The organism is Chromobacterium fluminis (genome assembly GCF_011602385.1).
Classification (GTDB): Bacteria; Pseudomonadota; Gammaproteobacteria; order Burkholderiales; family Chromobacteriaceae; genus Chromobacterium; species Chromobacterium fluminis.
Genome location: NZ_JAAOMA010000011.1, coordinates 108171 through 127630, shown reverse-complemented (window position 1 = coordinate 127630; position 19460 = coordinate 108171). Strand labels below are relative to the sequence as shown.

The window sequence follows — 19460 nt, the reverse complement described above, 5'->3', positions numbered from 1 at the left end:
TGTCCGATAACATTTGAGCGAGGCGAAAAGATGGCGGGCAGGCCCAGAGAGTTTGACCGGGACCAGGCGTTGCAACAGGCGATGCTGGCTTTTTGGCGGCGCGGCTACGAGGGCACGTCGATGTCCGACCTGGTGGCGGCGCTGGGCATCGCCTCGGCCCGGATCTACGCGGCCTTCGGCAGCAAGGAGGGTTTGTTCCGCGAGGCGGTGGCGCTCTACGCCGCCGGGGACGGCGGCTTCGCCGATCTGGCGCTGCGCCAGGAGAGCGATGTGGCCTCCGCCATCGAGCGGATGTTGCGGGACGCCGTCGCGCTCTATACGCGGCATGACGCGCCGGGCGGCTGCATGGTGGTGTCGGCAGCCACCAATTGCTCGGAACAGAACGACGGCGTGCTGGAATGGCTGCGTTCGCAGCGACAGGAGCGCACGCAATCGGTGATAGACCGCCTGCGGCGCGGCGTGGCCGACGGCCAGTTGGGGCCGGATACGGATGTAGACGCCTTGGGCGATTTCTACGCCGCGCAATTGCACGGCATCTCGGTGCAGGCGCGCGACGGCGTGCCGCGCGAGCGCCTGCTGGCTTCGGTGTCCGTCGCCATGGCGCCGCTTTTGATGGCGGCGGCCAAGGCCTGAGCCCGCGCCGGGCCGTCCTAGCCCGTTCCCGCCTGCGGCCACTCGGGGAACAAGGTCTCGGCCAGATGCATCGCGCGCATCGGCAAGCGGTGCGCCCAAGGACGGACCTGGGCGGCGCAGCGGCGCCAGTGCTCGTGGGTGAACATGCGGCTGGGCGCGCTGGCCACCCACACCGCCAGCACCAGCGCGGCGCGCAGGGTGTCCGGATCAGTACTCAAGCCCACATTGGCCTGCGCGGCGGCGTGGATGGCCTCGCTCACCGGCAGCGGCGCGTCGGGCGCGAAGCCCAGCCGCGCCATCGCCGCGCTCACCTCCGGCGAGCGGACGGGCTCCGGCGCGCAGGAACGGGCGGCGGCCAACAGCAAGCCGCCCGCTTGTGCCGCACCGCCCATGCCCCACTCCGCCAGCAGTGCTTGCGCCGCGCGCGGCGCCGGCCAGTTTGGCGTCGCCGACACCTCTCCGTCGCGGTGCAGGCCGCGCTCGCCGGGATCCGACGCGGAGAGCGCCGCGTCCGGAAACAGGGGCGCCAGGGTTTGCCGCACGCTGCGCTCCACCGCCGGGGTATTGCCCTGATGCCAGAAATTGAAAATCAGCGCGTCGCGCGGCCGCCGCGTCAACGGCGACACGGAATGGTAGGAGTGCGCGCTCATCTCAAAGCCGAAGGCCATATTGGGATAGGGGCGGATGCTCTGGTAAACGGCCTCCGGCTCGTCGCCGGCGTGGATATTCAGCAGGCCGCCGTCTTCCGGGCTGTGGTCGCGGGTGAATTGCACCACCACGCGGTAGCCTTCGTAGCCCAGGCCCGGGTTGTCGTTGTGCACGCCTATGCGCTGCCCCGGCACCATGCGGTGGCCCAGCACCTGGATGTCGTCCGCCGACAATGGCACCTCGAACAGGATTTGCATCTGCTCGCGCAAAGCCTCCAGGAAATCGTCCCGCACGAAGGCCGGCGCGTCCGGCCTCAACATATAGAGCCGGCGCAGATCCAGCCGATAGGTGACGAAGAAATCCCCCACCCGCTCCTCCCAAGGCAGCGGGCCGCTGAGCACCGCGCCCGCTTGTGCCACCACCGTCTCGTCGAAGGTGTCGAAACAGAGGAAGTGCCGGTACGGTTGCTCAAAGAACAAGACGTTTTCCAACATGGTTCGCCCCTATGCGCAATGCGCCGAGGCGTCGCGGCCGGCCAGCGCGCGGAACTGGTCCGCCCGCTGCGCCAGAGGTCGCCACAGCGCCTGTCCCAGCGCGGTCAACGCCCGCGCCCGGTCCAGCGAGTCCTCCATCTGGGCGCGCCAGTCTTCCAATTCCGACACATTGCGCGCCAGCTCCCTGTGCACCTCGACGCCGGCCATGATCAGCCGGTAATAGAAAATCAGCACATTGACGAAGGCGTGGTGGGCTTTGAGTATGCCCAGCGTCGGCCGCGGCACCCCGCGCGCCGGGGAGTGGAAGGTTTCGCCCAGCGAGGAGTCGCTCAGCGGCCCCATCGCGGCGAGCTGGTGCAGATAATCGTGGCTGACTTCGTGCACCAGGGTTTCGGCGCAGCGCAAAGGGTCCGGATGGAGGGTCATGTACAAGGCGCCGTTGAGCATGGAATAGGTTTCGCTGTTGAATTTGCCCGGCTCCAGCCGTAGCGGGGACACCACGCGCAACAGGCGGGCGATCCAGCGGTGATAAGCCGGGGAATGACGGGCGATCAGCGCCACCGCCCGGCCCAGGGTGGCCGCGCAACCAGGGCCGGGCGGAACGACTTCCAGGTCCGGGCTCAGCAGGCTGCGCGGCAGCGGTCTCAGCACAATATCCGGCCCCGTTTCGCCCAAGGCGACGGCCGGCAGTTTGCGCGCCGGCCCCGTCACGCTGCGCCAGCCCTCTTCCGCGCGCTCGAAAGCGCAGCCGCGTTGCGCGTGCGCGGCCGTGTCCAGCAGGATTTCCAGCCGCTTCGCGTCGCCGCTGACGCGGTAGGCCACGGCGGGCGGCAGCGCGTAGCCGGTGAAACCCAGCGTCAGCGGCCGGGACAGCCGCAGGTGGAATTCGCGTCCGGGCCGGTGCGCGCTCCAGTGCAATGCGCATTGCAGTGCGCGCGACAACAGCAGATCCGGCTGCCGGGCCTCCTCGTCGCGCAACGCTTGCAGATTGCAAAACGGGTGCGCCGCCAGTTCGGTCAGCCGCGCGGCCTCGGCCGCGTCGGCGCCGTCCGCACTGAACATGGCGGCGGCCATCTCCGACAGCGCCGGCGCGACGCCGGGCGCATGGCGCTGCAACAAGGGTCGCCAATGCTCGAGAAAAGCGTTCAATTGCCGGCCGCGCAGTTGCCGCGTCCAGCCGGCGTGCCAGTCCTCGTCGAAGGCTTCGAAAGGGCTGGAATAGGCGCGGGCGATTTCAGGGGTCATCGCGCAATCTCCTCGCTCAAGTTCTCCGCCGGCGCCGTCAACGGCCGCAATCGCCGCTGCAAGGCGCTCAGAAAGCGCCGCCCGGCCGGGCTCAGGCTGCGCGCCCGTTCCAGCTCGGCGGCCATCCGCGGCAGCCAGTCTCGTAAATCCGCCATGTGATGGCGCCAATCGGCATCCGCCAGCCGGCCATTGCGCCGCAAGGCGTCGAAAAACAAGGCCACGTTGCCGAAGGCGTGATAAGCCAACAGCAACATGAGGGCTGGACGCCGGCAGCGCTTGACCGGGGAATACAGCCATTCTTCGACGCCGCGCTCAACCAGGGGGAACAGCCGGTCCACCAAGTGAAAGTGCTGGTGGCTGGCTTCATGGACCAGGGTTTCCGCCATGTCCAGCGGCGAGGCGAACAGCGTCATCGACACCAGCCCTGGATAGTGCAGGCTGCTCCAGCTGGACACCTGGCTTCCGCTGCGCCGCAGCGGCCGGACCAGGCGCACCAGACGGCGCACCCAGGGGCCGTAAACCGGCGCGCCCTGATCAAACAAGGCCAGCCCGGCGGCCAGCGCCTGAGCGGCCGCCACATCCGGCTCGCCGGCGGGCTGTTGGCGGTCATCCGGGGTGCGCGCCGGATAGGCCGCCAGCATGGGTTGCCTGCCCGCTCCGTCCCATGACGCCGCCGCGGCGCTCAACGTCAGCCGCGCGCCGTCCGCGTCGATGGCGCTCAGGCTCAACCGCCGCCCGTCCGCGGCGACGCGAAGCGCGCGGACGTCGACGATCCGGTCCGGCAGCACAAGGGTGCGCGGCGGCCTCCAACGCGCGCGCCATTCGCCCGCGACGCCGCTCTGATGCGCGTGCCAGGCGATCTCCAGCGCGCAGGCCAGCAGGAAACCGGCGCGCGGCTGGCGTTCCGCCTGAACCAGCGCGCCCAGCGACGGGTGCCATAGTCGTTCGAAATCCGGCTCCGCCTCGGCCAGCTCGCGCAACGCCCGCGCCGCGCCCGCCGGCAAGGCGATGCCCGGCGCGGCGCGCTCAAGGAAAACACGCAGGCTTTGCCGCCAGGCCTGGGCCGCGCAGCCTTCCAGCAGCGCCAGCCCGTCCGGATCCTCCGGACAGGCGGCGCTGGCGGCGAGGTCGTCAAACGGGGTGGACATCGTCGCTGCCCGCGGTGAAGTCGAAAGCTTCCAAGCCGCTCACGGCGCGGCCGCCGCGGCTGAGCCGGCCGGCCTGGTAGCTCACCCGCTCGACATCGCCCAGTTCCGCGCGGAAGGCGGCGGAGCCGCCCAGCAACAGCAAACCGCCGTCCGCCATCGGCTGGCCGTAGACCAGCCCCAAGCGCGGATGACGCAGCACCAGGCTGCGCAGATGACGCACCGCGGCCAGGCCGAAGCCGGGGTCTACGCGGCACAGCGCCTCCCAATGCCGCATCGCCTGGGCGCGGCTGGCCTCGCAGTCGGCGCGGCAGGGAAAGTGGCTGAGCAGATGCCAGCCGAACACGTCCAGCATGGTGTTGGTCCAGTAGGGCAGCGCGCCGCCGTCCCCGGCGAAAGCCGGCTCCAGGCGCGCGTGGTGGTGGTCTCTATGCGCCAGATAGGCTTGCACGCAGCAGTCCGGGTAGCCCAACAACCGGCCGGCGATGATGTCGTTGTCGGTGAAGCGCGCCGCCAGTTCCGCCAATTCGCCGTCGCGGGCGGCGAAGACGAAGGCGCGCGCGTCCGGCGCGGCGGCCTCGTCGCTGGCCACGGCGGACACCACGTAGTCGTCGGCGTCCGCCACCGCCGGCCGCAGCGCCCGCTCCCAGCGGCGGGCGGACAGGCCCAGCCGCCGCAGCGCGTCGATCACGCGCTCCGCTTCGCGGTAGGCGCAGGACACCCGCGCCAGCGGCTTGGCGCCGGCCAGGGTCAAGGCCAAGTCCACCCGCGCCGCCTGGGTCAGTTGCGGCAAAATGGCGCGCAAGCCCTCCGGCGAGGCGGCCGCCGCCGTTCTTATTGAAAGGCCACCAAATGCCAACGCTCCGTGGGCAGCCTCGCCACTTCGCGCCCGTCCCGCGCGTTGAGCACGCATAAGTCCTCCTGTTGCCATTCGATGCAATCGCCCTGGTCCAGCCTGGCCTCCGGCAAGCGATCACTGGAGCGCAGCGGCCGCCATCCCTGGTAGAACACCGCGTCGCCCACGCCGCCGCCGTAGAGCTGCGCGCCGAAATTGCCGTAACGCCGCGCCTCCGGCGGCGCTTCCTCGTCGCGCAGCAGCAAGGGCAGCGGCAGCAGTCGCTCCAGTTGCGCGGCGAAGCCCGGGACGGCTTCGCGCAAGGCGTCCAGCAGCGCCGCGGCGTAGGCGATGCTGGCGCGGCAGCCCAGATGGCAGGGAAAGTGGGAAATCAGGTAATACGGCGAGCCGCTCCCCACTTCCATCTCGGTGAGGAAAACATTGAGCCGCCAGTCGCGCCCGCCCGGAGTCCGCGCCACGCGCAGCAGGTCGGTCATCGGCGCGGCGCCGAAGTATTCATTGGCGGCGACGCAGCAGGCCGGGTAGCCCAGCGCTCGCCCCAAGGCCACATTGTCTTGCCGCCGCTGAGCGTCCAGCCCTTGTTCCAAAGCGTCCGCGTCCAGCGCGTAATAGACGCGGACATCGCTGCGGCTGAAGGCGGCGCGTTCCTCCGCTGTGGCGTGGCGATAGCCCCAGTCGTCCGGCGGCGGCACGTATTGGCCATGGCGCAGGCCGCAGGCGTCCAGCAGCGCGCACAGCCGCGCGGCGCTGTCCCGGCCGGCGGTGAAGCGCGCCAGCGGCTTGAGGCCGGCCAGCACCGCCAGCGCTTCCACCGCGATGCGGGCGCCTTCGCCGCCGGCTTGCAGTTCGCCGGCGATCAAGTCCCGGGCGCTCATTGGGTGCTCATCCGGATGATGGTCAGCGCCTGGTCGATGCGCTGCGGGCGCTCGCGCATCAGCCTCGTCACAAAGTCGAACAGGTGCCGGGTGCGCTGACAGCAGGAGCTGGTCAAGGGCTGCGGGTCCAGCGAATGGGTTTCCCCCTTGCTGACGATGGGCGACACGCCGCAATAAGGCCGGTAAGCGCACACCTGGCAGGCGTCGTGCTCGCGCAGCGAGTAGGACACCAGTTGGCGCGCCTTCTCGGAGGTGACCGCGGCGGCGTAGCTGTCGGTGTGCACGTTGCCGATGCGGAAATCGGCGTGGCCGCGGCCTTCGTCGCAGCCGTAGACATTGCCCAGATGATCGTAGGCCAGATTGCCCAGCACCATGCCGCTGGGGTTGCGGAAGTCCACGTATTTGACGTCGCGGTTGTTGAACAGCTTTTCCAGCGCCAGCGAGAAATAGCGCTCCTCCAGCAAGATGCCCTGGTCCCACAGCGAAAAGATGTAGTCCAGCGCGTCGCGCCAGGCGTCGAAGAACTCGTCCATCTCCATGCCCACGCTGTCCCATTTGCCTTTGGCGAAACCCATTTTCTGCACCGGGGAGAAGAAAATGGACGACTGCCCCTCCGCCACCGCGAAGTCGACGTAGTCGCGCAGCTTGTGCAGATTGTTGCGCCCCACCACGATCAGCGAGGGCACGTCCAGGCCGCGGTCGCGCATGCGGGCGCGGTTGCGGCGGATGTCGTCCCAATGGCCGCGGCCTTCCCAATCCACGCGCAGCGACGGGTGTTCGGCGGCGTCGAACTCGATGGAGGTGGTGATGTTGATGCGGCTGGCCGCCAGATAGTCCAGCACCTCGTCCGGCAGGTCCACGCCGTTGCTGACGATGGAGAAGGACAGCGCGCGCTTGTGCGCCAGGTTCTTGATCATGGCGTAGGCGTGCAGATAGCGCACCGCGCCGAAGTTGAGCGTGGCCTCCCCGCCCTGGAATTCGAAATGGATGCGCGAGGACGGCGATTGATAGGCGAAATCGACGATGGCGCGCGCGGTGGCTTCGTCCAGGTCGTAGCGGGCCGGGTCCGAGCTGTCCCGCACCACGGCCGCGTGGCAGTAGGCGCAGCGCAGATTGCAACGCCGCGTCATGCCGATGATGTGCAGCGCGGTGCCGGGAAAGTAGTTGGCGGACCAGTCTTCATAGGCGCGCATCACGCTGTCGGCGTTGCGCGCGGTGAGGATCAGGCCGCGCTCCTCCAGCAGATCGTGCAGCGCCCTGGGGAGGGCGATGCTGCGCAGCGCGCGGTATTCCTCCCGGCTCAGCAGCGCCCAGCTGCCCTGATCGCTGGACAGGAAGACGCCGTCGCCGATGTCTCGGGCGCGGTAATTGGGCTTCCAGCGGTCGCGCAGCCGGAAGTCGGCGAAGATGTCCTCCATGCCGGCCCGGTCCGGCTGGGCGGGCGCGGCCGACGCGGCGCGCGGCGCGCGCGCTTCAATCGGGCGAATCGGGGTAACGACGTGGTTCATGGCGGGCCTCGCAAACGGGTGGCGGGTTCAGGCGATCAGATAGAGTTGCGGATGCTGGCGCGAGAAGCTGGCGATGAGGCCCAGCGAGGACAAGTCCCGGTGATCGAACAGCACGCGCAAAAAAGGCTTGTCGCGCCGCGGCTGATAGCGCTCCAGCGCGGCGACGCGCACCTCGTCTATCAGCTCCGCCGGGATCTCGGCCAAGGGCCGCACCCAGTCCCGCCCGTGGCGGATCAGCGCGCCGCGCTCGGCCCCCGGACAGGCGTCGGCCAGCCGGCAGCCGCGGCAGGCGCGGGTTTTTTCGTACCAGGGATGGGTGTCCACCGCCGGATCGGAATCCCGGATCAAGAGATCGAGGAAATCCGGTATCAGACAGGGCGCCAGTTTCTCCAGCGTCACCGGCACGCCCAGCGCGCGGAACAGCGGCACGATGGCGCGCAGCCTTTCGCGCACCAGCGCCGGGTCGGCGATGGAATCGATGAATTTGCCGGTGCGCACGGTGCCGCTGAACTTGAGCCGCGAGGAACCGGCCTCTACCGCGGTCACGCCGGTGGCGAGCAGGTGTTCCACGTTTTCCGCCAGGATCACGATATTGGTCTGGATGTCGAAGCCCAGCTCGCTGAGGTGGCGGATGCCCTGCAGGGTTTGCCGGAACGCGCCTTCGCGCACGCCGTTGAGCTTATCGTGCAGTTCGGCGTTGTGGCCCATCAGGCTGGTGCGCACTTCCAGCCGGCCGTCGGCCATGGCCGCCAGCCGCTCCGCCGACGGACGGTGGGAGAACAGCCGTACGTTGGAGGCCAGGCTGACTCGGCGGCCGGTTTTCAAGGCTTCGCGCAGCACCTCCCAGAACACCGGGTCTATGGTGGGCTCGCCGCCGAAGATGTCCACCTCCTCGTCCGGCGCCGCCTGGTCAAGCTCGGCCACGATCTCCTCCAGCGGCCTAAAAGCGCGCTGGGCGATCTCGTCGTCCACGATGCAGAAGAAACATTTGTTGTTGCAGGAAGCCGTCAGCCGGATGATCATCGCCGTCGCCCCACCAAGAAGCCCGCAAGCGGGCCGCCAGAAAATCCGTCCCGGCGCGGCTGGCCGCGCCGGGGTCCGCTCCGCCTCGCGGCTATTTGACGCCGCGCTTCAAAGCCGCCTTGATCTGGGGGTTGTTTTCGATTTCCTTGAGCACCAGCGGGTCCTTGAGCGCGTCGCGCACCGCCGCCGGGTTCAGCGTGGCGGACACCGCCGGATTGGTGACCAGATCGCCCGGCGAGAACACCGTGGCCGCCTTGTCGTGGATATGGCCGTCGTTGTCGTGGATGTTGCTGCGGTCGCTCCAGTCGCGGCTATGCCCGGCCGCCACCACCGAGCCGGCCAGCAAATCGCCGGACACCCGGGTCAGGTGATCGAACTGGGCGCGCAGACGCGCGACGTCGATCTTTTTCAATTCGGCGACGGTTGCGGTATTGGCGCCGGCGTCCTTCGCCGCGGCGACAGGGTCCGACAAGAACTTGGCGCGGAAATCGTTATCGCTCACCGCGCGCATCAGCAGTTTGTTCACTTCCGGTTGGGCCATGGTGTCCTCCTGGCTTGAGCACTGTGACCGAGGCGTGCTTGGCTTGGCGCCGTCGTCTGGATGGAGCGGAAACCGGCGGCGCGTTCTGCGACTGAAGGCAATATGCGGTTCGCGCTCCCGATCGGCTTCACGCCGGCAAGGGGCCTTCGCCGCTAAGCCGCTAAGCGGCCGCCGCACCCCCCGGGGAATCTCCGCACCCACCCAAATGCCTCGCCCATCCGCCTCGTCATCCAGCCAGCCTGCGTATCACTGGAATGAAAAAGCGCCGACGGTTTTCGTCAGCGCTTTAACTATATTCATGCGTTTTTAATATATCTGTACGTTAAATTACCTAAAACCAAGCTTGATTGATGACGCGCTTTTCCCACTCCGCTCCGTCCAACAGCCGCCAGCCGCCCTCGTCCGCCGTGAGCCAGCCGTCCAGGCCCAGCGCGTCCAGGAAACCCTCGTCGTGCGACACCACCAGCAAGCCGCCGCGGTAGCCGCGCAGCATCGCCTCCAGCGCCTGCAGCGACGGCAGATCCAAGTGATTGCTGGGTTCGTCCAGCAACAGCCACTGCGGCGGCGGATCGGCGTAGAGCGCGTAGGCCAGCGCCGCCTTCAGCCGCTCCCCGCCGCTGAGCAGGCCACAGGGCCGGGCCGCCCGCTCGGCGTCCAGCCCCAGTTGGGCCAGCAACATGCGCAGCCGGCTTTCCCTGGCCGCGGGGTTGAGCGCCAGCAGTTGCTCGATCGCGCCGCGGCTAGGATCCAACCCGTCCAGATCCTGGGCCAGATAGGCGCAGGCGGCCGGCGATCGAACCCGGCCGGCGACCGGACGCAGTTGTCCGGCCAGCACCTTGAGCAGGGTGGACTTGCCGCAGCCGTTGGGGCCGAGCACGCCGATGCGGCGGCCGCCGCCCAGGCTGAGGCCGACCCGGCGCGTGGCCGGCGGCGCGAACGGCAGTTCCACCTCGTCCAGAACAATGGCGGTGCGCGGCAGCGCCCGCCCCTGCGGCAAGGCGTGCACGACGACCGCCGCGTCGTCCTCCGCTCGCCGGGCCGCCTCGCGCACCGCCTGGTCCAGGCCTTCCCGCGCCGCGGCCTGTTGCCGTCGCAACTTGCCGGCGCTGTCCTCGCTGCGCTGCTGCTGGCGGTCCAACAAAATACTGGCCTGGTTGGCTTCGCGGCCGCGCCGTTCGCCGCGGGCCTGACGCCGTTCTTGCCGCTCTTGCTGTTCGCGTAGCGCCCGCTGGCCGCGCAAGCGCTCCTGTTTGCGCTGCTCCAGCGTTTGCAGCGCCCGCGCCTGCTCTTGCGCTTTGTGCTCGGCGTAAAAATCGTAAGCGCCGCCGTAGCTGGCCAGGCCCTGCGGCGATAGTTCAACGATGCGCTCCATCCCGGCCAGCAAGCGGCGGTCGTGACTGATCACCAGCAGACCGCGCGGCCAGAGCGACAATTGTTCGATCAAGGCCTGTCGCTGATTCCGGTCCAGATGATTGCTGGGCTCGTCCAGGATCAGAAAGTCAGCGTCGGACAATATGGCTCCGCACAGCGCCGCCCGCGCGGCTTCGCCGCCGCTGAGCGCGTCGGCCGGCGTTTCCGGGCGCAGATGTCCCAGGCCGAAACGCCGCCATTCCCGCTCCAGGCTTTGGCGCAAGTCCCAGCGGTCGCCCAGCAGCTCGAAATCCCGCGCGTCGACGCTGCCGGCCTCAATGCGCGCCAGCGCGTCCAGCGGCGCTTGCAGTCCGGCAAGGCCGGCGGCGGTGTCGCCCCGGGGCGCGCCGGCCCGCTGCGCCAGGTAATGCGTCGTGCCGCCGCGCAGACAGCGGCCGGCGCTGGGCCGCAGTTCTCCTGCCAGCAAGCGCGCCAGCACGGTCTTGCCCACGCCGTTGCGGCCCACCAGGCCGATGCGCTGGGCGTGAAACCTCATATTGAGATGGCTGAACAGAACCCTGCCGTCAGGCAGCAGATAGGACACGTCGTCCAAAGTGAGATGAGTGTGCGTCATGAAGCTTCCAGGGATGCCGAACATTCCCCTGCGCGCAGGGGGCGGAGAACGTGGCCGTCCAGGGGGACGGCGGCATCAATGGCGCATCGGACTAAGACCTCGGGGAAAGATTGGGTCGCGCAAGGGGTCGGCCCCGCGCGAAAGCGATATGGTAGCGCGCGCCGGGCCGCGCGCCAAGCGGGACAGGCAGACCCTGTCCCGCTTCCGGAAGCGATTCAACCCTCCTGTCTCAGCGCTCGCCGCAGCGCGGCAGATCGTGAACAGGTGCTCAAACCAGCTTGGCCAACATCATGTCCGCGGTCTGCAAAGCGCCCTCCACCCAGCCTTGGGCGTCGGAATAGGCTTCGCCGCACACATACAACGGCTGGCCGTCCAGCGGCTGGATGATCTGCCGTTTCACCTCCCAGCTTTTCACTCCGATGTTCCAGCTGTTCCAGCCGCCGCCGAACGGATCGTCGCCCCAGTCGCGGAAGGCGGCGTTGCGCACTTTGGGCGTGTAGGACAGGCTGTGCATCACCGTCAGTTGGCGGGTGACTTCTTCCGTCATCATGCGCGGGGCCTTGTAGCGGTGCCAGCTCAGTTCATTGGCGCGCACATGGTCGTCCGCGCCGATGAAGGGATCGGCCAGCTCGGCCACCTCCAGGCCCTTCTTCCAGGCGCTGTGACGACGGCCGCGCAAGCCGTCCCAAAAACCGGTGTTGTCGCCGTCGTCGTAGCTGGCCAGCAACATGGCGTGGCCGTGCAAGGCAGGCTGGCCGTTGCTGCGCGGCCAGTAATAGGTCTGGCGCACCGGCAAATCGGTGACGGAACGGCCGGACTTGACCGGCACGTATTCACCGTCGGCCTTGCTGTAGCCGGTATTGAGCCACCAGGGGCTGTTGTAGGTGGTGAACAGCTTGAACAGCGGCCGCGGGGTGACGCTGGCGGTCAATTGCTGGAAGCGCGCGGACTCCTGCAGCCAGGGGCTGGTGGCGGACAGCAGCTCCAGCGCGCGGCGCGGCATCGCCAGGATCAGGGTCTTGGCGGACACGGTACCGCCCGGCGTCTGGAATTGAAAACCCTGCTCGCTGCGCGTCACGCCGCTGACCGGCGCTTCCAGCCTCACCTCGCCGCCGGCTTGTTCGAACAGCTGGGCCAGCACCCTCGGCACTTGCTGAAAACCGTTGCAAAACCCCATGTATTGGGCCGATACGCCGAAGTCCGACAGAAACCAGGGGATGGCGTCGGCGGCGTTCCAGTTGCACAGCGTGGTGTCGTAACCGCCGGTGTCTTCGGCGTATTCATAGGCTTCGCCGGTGATCACGCGGAACAACACGTTCCAGAAACCCTGCTGGTACAGCGGCACGCCGCCGAAGCTGGCGCTCTGCGCCATCAGCCGGCGCTCTTCCTCCGTCAGCGATTTATTGGTGATGCCGGGCACGATTTGCTCGATGGCGTCGATGATGACGGCGCCGCCGGTTTGGCCGCGGTCCAGGAAGTTGAGCCGGTACGGCACTTTGTCCGGCTGGGTGGTGAAGTCTTGCAAGCGCAGGTAGACCCCGCGCAGATAGGCGATGTTTTGCGGCTCGTCCACCGGGAAGCCATAGAGCTCGATCTGCTCCGGCGCCGGCAGCAGCGCGTTCAACTCCTGGATCAGGTCGTAAATCAGCGGCTGCACTTCCGGCAGGATGCGCATGCCGCCCAGTTCCGCCACCATGTCGGGGATGTCCGGCGGCCGCACCGACAGCAAACGGCCGCCGATGTGATCGCTGGCCTCGAACACCGCTATCTTGCTCTGGGGATAGTGCTGTTGCAGCCGCCAGGCGCTGTACACGCCGGACACGCCGCCGCCGACAATGGCGATGTCTATGTTTTCGCTAGCCATGTTTGCTCGTCCTCGCTGAGTGAAGCCGGGATCAGAAAATCACCGGCACATTGGCCGGCTGGCCGTTGTCCGTGTTGCGCTGGGCGTCCCCGTCCGGCGCGTGGAAGCAATCCAGCCGCGGCTGGTTGCGGTAGCGGGCGTTGGCCTGCTGCGGCGTGGGCGGCGGCTGGTCCAGGCCCACGGTCTGCATGTCCAGCACATAGGCGCGGCCGGCCAGCGCGTGGTCCAGCCCGCGCCGCACCGCGGCGCGCACCGCCTCCGGATGCGCCACCACCTCGCCCTCCATGCCGCCAAAGGCCTTGGCCAGGGCGACGAAGTCCGGCTTGGGCCGGTGGATGCGCAGGTATTCCGGATCCTGGGTGCGCGCATGCCAACCGTAGCCGGCCGCGTCGCCGTACATCGCCTCCACTTGTTGCAGCCCCATTTGCAGGGTGTGGTACTCGTGGTTGTTGGTGATGATGTAGAGCACGCCCAGCTGGCGGTGCTGCGCGGTCCACCAGGTTTGCGGGTAGAACAGCGAGGAGCCGTCGCCGGTGGCCGCCACCACGAAACGGGTGTCTATGCCCTGGCAGCCTTGCGCCTCCAGCTTGATGCCCAGGGTGGCGGGCATGGACCAGCCCAAGGAGCCGCCGCCCACGCAGTAGTAGCTGATCGGCGCGGCGGCCTCTTCGGTGAAGGGCAGCAGGTATTGGAAAGGCGCCGGATCCGACACCGCTTCGTGCACATAGACGAATTGCTTTTCCAGCTGGCGTTCGCTGATCTCCAGGCGCAAGGCGTCGGCGATCACCACCGCCCAGATTTCTTGCTGTTGCATCGCCTCGCGCAGATAGACGTCCCATTGCACGCGCCGCGCGTCGGCTTTTTGCCGCAACAGCTCATTGCGTTGCCGCGCGGCCGCGGACGGCTGATCGCCGATCTCCCGGTTCAGCAGCGGCAAAGTGGCCTTGATGTCGCCGAACAAGGCGCACTCGCCGTAGTAGTTCTTGCCGATGTCCCAACTGTTGTTGCTCAGGTAAACCTGACGCACCGAGGGCGGAATCAAGGGGCCGTCGCTGTACTTGAACACGGTGACCTGGGCCTGATTGCTGAAACCGCACAAAAAGGCGACGTCATGACCGGCGAAAACCTTCTGCAGATCTTTTTGCCCGCCGGGCAGCTCGCCCTGCCAGTGGTAATCTCCATTGGGGAAGTTGGCCAGGCTGCTGAAGGTTTGCAGCGACACCGGCGCGCCGATCAACTCCGCCAGCGCCTGCAATTCCGGCCAGGCCTCCGCGTAGCCCGCGGCGTCGCCCACCACGATCAGCGGGTTGACCGCCTCGCGCAGCATGACGGCCGCTTGGCGGATGGCGTCGGCGTCCGCGGTGAAGTGCGGGGAGATGCGGGTAATGCCGGGCAGGCGGTCGCCGTCGCCGATGCGCCTCATGGTGAACTCCCAGGGAATCGCGACGAATACCGGGCCGTTGGGCGGCGCCATCGCCTCCTTGAAGGCGCGCTGCAACACCATGGGCAGTTCTTGCTCGGTGCGCACCTCATGCGCCCACTTGGTGTATTGCCGCGCCAGATCCACCAGGTTGGAGGCCAGCAAAGGCTCTTGGGTGACCAGCTCGTTCTGCTGCTGGCAACACAGAATCACCAGCGGCGCCTGAGAACGCCAGGCGTTGAACAGATTGCCGATGCCGTGGGCGATGCCCGGGGTGACGTGCACCACCACCACGCCGGGCTTGCCGGTCATCCGCGCCGACCCCATCGCCGCGCCCATGGCGATGTTCTCGTGCAGGCACTCGATGTACTCCACCTGGTTTTCCGGGTAGGACGTACCGTCGATGATGGGAATCTCATTGGTGCCGGGCACGCCGAAAATGCGATGAATGCCCAACTCGCTCAATGCGTCGAACACATAGTCCCGGGCCCAGCGTTGCCCGCCGTTGCGTTGTTGACTATCCATACCGTCCCACCCCTCTTCATAAGTTGTCGTCGTTATGTGAGTGGTAATCCAGGCGGGAGGAAATTCAATCCGGATAATTTCTGTGTCGAAAATACCAATGCGAATTGGCGCTAAGACGAACGGCGCGCCCGCTTCCGACAAACAAGGCTTGCGCCGCCGCGGCAAAGTCTCGCCGCCCCATATCCACCCCCGTCCAAAAGGACAGCAAGATCATGTACGGCCAGCCGCCGGCATTGACTTTGCATGCCAGCCAAATTAAGGACTTTCCGCGTCAAGCCCTGATGGGCTAAGGGTTTCTACTAGGGACATCGGCTGCGGATGCGCTCCGGCGCTTGTGCTAACATGGAGCGTTCCTGTCGCATCGGCCAGGCTCCAAGCACGCCGCCTTTCGGGGAGGCGCCCACCGCCTGCCTCGCCCCAAATCATGCGCAATGGATAGAGCCGCCGGCCATGGCGGCGCCAAAATGATAAATAAGCATCCGAGACTGCCAACACAATGAACAAGACCAATACCGTTGACCATCTGCCGGTCTCACAGCGCATCCGCAGCCGCCTGCAGCAAGCCGGCGTCCGTTTTCACGCCAACGACAATATCGCCGCCCACATCGAAGACGGCGAGCTGGATCAGCTGCAAACCGAGGTTCAGGAAAAACTGAAAGCCGTGCTGGAAAGCCTGGTCATCGACACCGAACACGACCACAACACCCAGGACACCGCCAAGCGCGTGGCCAAGATGTTCATCAGGGAAGTCTTCCGCGGCCGCTATGTGGCGATGCCGGCCAGCACCGAGTTTCCCAATGTGGAAAAGCTCAACGAATTGATGATCGTGGGCCCGATCACGGTGCGCAGCGCCTGCTCCCACCACCTGTGCCCCATCATCGGCCGCGTTTGGGTGGGCGTGATGCCCAATGAACACTCCAACCTGATCGGCCTGTCCAAATACGCGCGGCTGATAGATTGGGTGATGACCCGCCCGCAAATCCAGGAAGAAGCGGTGTCGCAGATCGCCGACCTGCTGATGAAGAAGCTGCAGCCGGATGGCTTGGCCATCGTGATGGAGGCGGACCACTTCTGCATGCACTGGCGCGGCGTGAAGGACAGCAACAGCAAGATGACCAATAGCGTGATGCGCGGCTCCTTCCTCAGCGACGCCAATCTGCGCCGCGAATTCCTGTCCTTGATGCATAAATAAGCCCCTTGCCGCCGGCAAGGCGGCGCGCAGCAACTAAGATGAAACGAGGCCGCGCCGGTCTGGCGCGGCCTCTTTGCATCCAAGGGGCACATCATGCTGGTACGCCTGACTTACTGCAGCCGCGCGCACAAATCCATAGACAGCGATCTGGTGGACGACATCATGATCGCCGCGCGCAAATACAATCCGGCCCAGGGCATCACCGGAGTGCTGTGCTACAGCAAGGACGTATTCGTTCAATCGCTGGAGGGCGGCCGCGCCGAGGTCAACCTGCTGTACCAGAAACTGGCCCACGACCCGCGCCATCAATGTCTGACGCTGCTGGAATACCAGGAAGTGGAGCAACGCCGCTTCGCCAACTGGAGCATGGCGGAGGTGATGATGGAAAAACTCAACACCTCGCTGCTGCTGCGCTATTCCGCCCAGGCTCGGCTGGACCCGTTCAACCTGCCCGGCGCCAGCACCGCCTTATTGCTGGAGGCGCTGGCCGAAGCCGGCAGCACCCAGATCCGCCACTGAGAACCTGTTCACGATCTTTTGTCTGTGCTTTGAAACACGGTTTTCTGCACAGGAGGCCGCGTATCCGACGCGCCCCGGGTCCCTTCAAGCCTGCCGTCGGGTGGCAGGTCCGAGGTCTTAAGCGGCTGCCTGTTCGAGCAGCGCGACGGTAGCGCGCTGCGAGTTCAGCCGCGCCTCGGACCTGACGGGAACCGGCGGGAAGCCGTAGGCCTGGCTTGCAGGGTGGCCTTTAGGGGTGGAGGGGATATTTGGCCAAGCAAATATCTCCTCCCTGCTCGCCGGGCAGCCCCGGCAATGAAAATCACCATCCGCGCAGCGGATTCCATGTTTTGGAGCCATCTCTCGGAAAGATCGTGAACAGGTTCTAAGCAGCGGTTTACGCTCTGCTCCGCTTCTCTAAGCCGCGCCCGCCGCCTGCGCGCGCAAGCCGGCGCTCGACTCCTGCAACACATAGGCGACGGCGATGCACAGCAGCGACAAGCCGGCGAGCGCCAGCCAGAATTGGCCGGCATGGCCGTAATCCGCCATCCAGCGGTAAACCGCGACGCCCATGCCCCCGCCCAGCGACTCCCCAAGCGCGGTGCTGATGGACAGCACGCTGTAAGCTACCGCCCGGCTTTCCTGGCCGATCAAGGACAGCAGCAACACGTCCATGCTGGGCGCGAACATCATCTCGGCGAAGGTGAACACCAGCACGAAAGCCAGCGCGCCGATATAGCCCGGGAGAATGAAGGGCATGATGAAGGCCAACGCGAAGGTGGCGTAGGAGGAACGGACAATGCCCAGCGGCTTGCCGCCGCTCCAGCGGTGGGCCAGATGGGTGACCAAGAGCTGAAGCGCGATCACCAGCAAGGCGTTCAAGGTGTACAGCCAGCCAAGCTTGCCCGGCTGGGCCAGCGTTTCCGAGACATAGAGCGCGAGCACGTTGAACAACTGGCCGTACAGCAGCCAGCAAAAGAAATTGATCAGCAGAAAGGGAGGGATGCCGGGCACATAGAGCAACTTCCAATAGGCTAGAAACGACGGCGCGCCGCCGCCAGGGCGTTTCATGCCCAGCCTGCCGAAGTTCAGGAAGGTCACCACCCCGGCCACGCAGTAGGAGACGGCGATGCCGATCAACACCAGCTGGTACTGCCCCTTGGCCGCCAGGTACAGGGCCAGCGGCGCCGCCGCCGCCGCCGCGATATTAATGCCGATATAGGTGATGGAGAACAGCTTGGCGCGGTTCTCCATCATATCGCTGGTCGCCGCGGCCAGTTGCTTGCTCGCCAGCGCGTTGATGGAAATGCCGGTGCCGGACAGGGCCAGCGCACAGGCGGTCAAATACACGTCCTTGGCCGAATACAGCAACATGAAACCGGCCGCGGCCATGACGCAGCCTATCAAGACGGACTTCGTCGCCGCCATCCGGTCCAGCCAGGGCGCCAGCGGTATCTTCGCCGCCTTGGTCGTCAAGGTGAACAGAATGACCAGCATGGCGATCTGTTCCGCGCTGAACCCGGCCTTGTTGAGCGTGACCACCAGGGTGGAGACCAGGCCGTAGTAGCCCAGATAGGTCATGATGTAATGCGCGGTGATGTACAACACGCTGCGCCGGACCGGATGTGAGTTCATGCTTGCCTGTCTTTAGACCCGCTAACAAAACCCCTGATCCTGCGTTGCGCCTCCTTGTCGTACGACTGGTACTGCCTGCGTCGGCGCGCCTTGGCTCAGGTTCTCTGCGAGGTGTTGTTAGCGGCTCTTATTCGAGTTGATCCAAGAAACGATTCAAAGTCCGCCCTGCTCCACGCTAAGCGGCTCCCATTCCACCCGCACCGCGTCGCGCGCTGCCTCCGCGTTGGCGACGGCTTGCTCTATCGTGTCGCCCACGCACAGCGCGTAGCCCTGGCGGGAGTTGGACGATTTAAGCGTCTCGCAGCGCAGGCCGGCGTGCAGCTGACACTCCACCCGGACCACGCCCTGGGCGCTTTTCGCCTGCTCAATGCCGCTCACGCTCAGAATACGGGCGTTCTCGTAGGAGAAGAAACGAATGGCGGCGGCCTTGGCCGCGGGCTTGCGCGCTGGCCGCGACAGATCGGTGAGCGCCGCCATGGTTTCGCCGGTGAGATTGACGCCGCTGACCAGCTCGCACATTTCCCAGATTTGATCGCCGCCTATCCGGGTTTGCGATTCTATGATCCTGGGCCCGGACGGCGTCAGGCGGATCTCGGTGTGCGCGGGCCCGGTTTTCTGGCCGATGACGTCCAGAAAACGGCTGACCAAGGTCTTGACCGCCGCCTGCTGCGCCTCGTCCAGCCGCGCCGGCACCTGGTGGCCCAGCTCGATGAAGCGCGGCAGCGCCGTGACTTCCTTCTCGGTGATCATCGCGATCTCATGCCGGCCGTTGATGGACAGCGACTCCACGCTGTACTCCGGGCCGTGTAAAAACTCCTCGGCCAGAACCGGCCCGTCCATCACCGCGCGGGAGCCGTTCCAGCGTTCCTCCAGATGCGCGTCCTCATCCACGAAGAACACGCCCTCGCTCAGGCCGCCGGCAAACGGCTTCAGCACCATCGCCTCGCCATTGAGCGAGTGGAAAAAGCTTCTCGCGTCGTCCAGGCTTTGACAGACCTGGTATCGCACCGGGCTCAGGCCCTGGCGGCCCAGCAGCTCGCGCATCTTGATTTTGTCGCGCGTGTTCAGCACCGCTTCCAGATTGTCCCCGGCGACGCCGAGCTCGATCGCGCATTGCGACGCCGGATGCAGGCCGTATTCGGTGAAGGACACCACCGCGTCGAACGGGTCCTTGGCGTGCCAGGCGCGCGCCAGCAGCAACACCTCTTCCATGTCTTCGTAATCCATCACCGCGTAACGGGCGGCCGCGCTGTACTGCCGCTCATTGACGCGCTCCGGGATCTGCATCATCGAATAGCGGGCGCCCAATTGCTCCAGCCTATCCAGCGTGTGGTTCAATCCCCCGACAACCAATACATGCGCTTGCTTCATTTA

General features: G+C 66.5%; 16 protein-coding genes. 3 read left to right on the top strand and 13 right to left on the bottom strand.

Annotated features, from left to right (window positions below; genetic code table 11):
- The first annotated feature begins 30 nt into the window (after positions 1–30).
- Positions 31–633 (top strand): TetR/AcrR family transcriptional regulator, encoded by a 603-nt coding sequence (locus tag HA052_RS10070; RefSeq protein ID WP_166451834.1) that lies wholly within the window; start codon positions 31–33, stop codon positions 631–633.
- 17 nt (positions 634–650) lie between these two features.
- Here the strand turns inward: HA052_RS10070 and HA052_RS10065 are convergent, their stop codons facing one another.
- The 11 genes from HA052_RS10065 to HA052_RS10015 form a co-directional block, all read right to left on the bottom strand.
- A complete protein-coding gene (locus HA052_RS10065) occupies positions 651–1775 on the bottom strand; it encodes a 2OG-Fe(II) oxygenase (protein WP_166451833.1) in 1125 nt (374 codons plus the stop codon).
- 9 nt (positions 1776–1784) lie between these two features.
- The gene (locus HA052_RS10060; RefSeq protein WP_166451832.1) at positions 1785–3020 is read right to left on the bottom strand and encodes an aKG-HExxH-type peptide beta-hydroxylase; all 1236 of its coding nucleotides are present in this window, start codon (positions 3018–3020) and stop codon (positions 1785–1787) included.
- Positions 3017–4168, bottom strand: coding sequence for an aKG-HExxH-type peptide beta-hydroxylase (locus HA052_RS10055; RefSeq protein ID WP_166451831.1), 1152 nt, complete (start codon positions 4166–4168; stop codon positions 3017–3019). Before HA052_RS10055 ends, HA052_RS10060 begins: the two co-directional genes overlap by 4 nt.
- On the bottom strand, positions 4152–4970 hold the full coding sequence (locus tag HA052_RS10050; RefSeq protein ID WP_166451830.1) for a hypothetical protein: 819 nt from the start codon (positions 4968–4970) through the stop codon (positions 4152–4154). The genes HA052_RS10055 and HA052_RS10050 overlap by 17 nt, the downstream gene beginning before the upstream one ends.
- 29 nt (positions 4971–4999) lie before the next feature.
- Positions 5000–5896, bottom strand: coding sequence for a hypothetical protein (locus HA052_RS10045; RefSeq protein WP_166451829.1), 897 nt, complete (start codon positions 5894–5896; stop codon positions 5000–5002).
- On the bottom strand, positions 5893–7404 hold the full coding sequence (locus HA052_RS10040) for a radical SAM/SPASM domain-containing protein (protein ID WP_166451828.1): 1512 nt from the start codon (positions 7402–7404) through the stop codon (positions 5893–5895). Before HA052_RS10040 ends, HA052_RS10045 begins: the two co-directional genes overlap by 4 nt.
- A 27-nt stretch (positions 7405–7431) precedes the next feature.
- On the bottom strand, positions 7432–8427 hold the full coding sequence (locus HA052_RS10035) for a radical SAM protein (RefSeq protein ID WP_166451827.1): 996 nt from the start codon (positions 8425–8427) through the stop codon (positions 7432–7434).
- 91 nt (positions 8428–8518) lie between these two features.
- Positions 8519–8968 carry an Os1348 family NHLP clan protein gene (locus HA052_RS10030; protein ID WP_166451826.1) on the bottom strand — a complete coding sequence of 150 codons (450 nt, stop codon included), beginning with the start codon at positions 8966–8968 and terminating at the stop codon, positions 8519–8521.
- Positions 8969–9299: 331 nt separating this feature from the next.
- Positions 9300–10952: an ATP-binding cassette domain-containing protein gene (locus HA052_RS10025; protein WP_166451825.1), complete on the bottom strand. Its 1653-nt coding sequence runs from the start codon at positions 10950–10952 to the stop codon at positions 9300–9302.
- 268 nt (positions 10953–11220) lie between these two features.
- Positions 11221–12816 carry a flavin monoamine oxidase family protein gene (locus tag HA052_RS10020; RefSeq protein ID WP_081547640.1) on the bottom strand — a complete coding sequence of 532 codons (1596 nt, stop codon included), beginning with the start codon at positions 12814–12816 and terminating at the stop codon, positions 11221–11223.
- A gap of 31 nt (positions 12817–12847) precedes the next feature.
- Complete coding sequence (locus tag HA052_RS10015; RefSeq protein WP_166451824.1) at positions 12848–14761, bottom strand: thiamine pyrophosphate-binding protein; 1914 nt, start codon at positions 14759–14761, stop codon at positions 12848–12850.
- Positions 14762–15257: 496 nt separating this feature from the next.
- Here HA052_RS10015 and folE point away from each other — a divergent pair, with 496 nt between their 5' ends.
- Positions 15258–15953: a GTP cyclohydrolase I gene (folE, locus tag HA052_RS10010; RefSeq protein ID WP_081547644.1), complete on the top strand. Its 696-nt coding sequence runs from the start codon at positions 15258–15260 to the stop codon at positions 15951–15953.
- 93 nt (positions 15954–16046) lie between these two features.
- Positions 16047–16472, top strand: a complete 426-nt coding sequence (locus HA052_RS10005) for a BLUF domain-containing protein (RefSeq protein ID WP_081547646.1) — start codon at positions 16047–16049, stop codon at positions 16470–16472.
- 396 nt (positions 16473–16868) lie between these two features.
- Here the strand turns inward: HA052_RS10005 and HA052_RS10000 are convergent, their stop codons facing one another.
- Both HA052_RS10000 and HA052_RS09995 read right to left on the bottom strand, forming a co-directional pair.
- Positions 16869–18086, bottom strand: coding sequence for an MFS transporter (locus tag HA052_RS10000; protein WP_166451823.1), 1218 nt, complete (start codon positions 18084–18086; stop codon positions 16869–16871).
- 153 nt (positions 18087–18239) lie between these two features.
- Entirely contained in the window at positions 18240–19457 is a 1218-nt protein-coding gene (locus HA052_RS09995; protein WP_166451822.1) for an ATP-grasp domain-containing protein, read from the bottom strand.
- Positions 19458–19460: the final 3 nt, after the last annotated feature.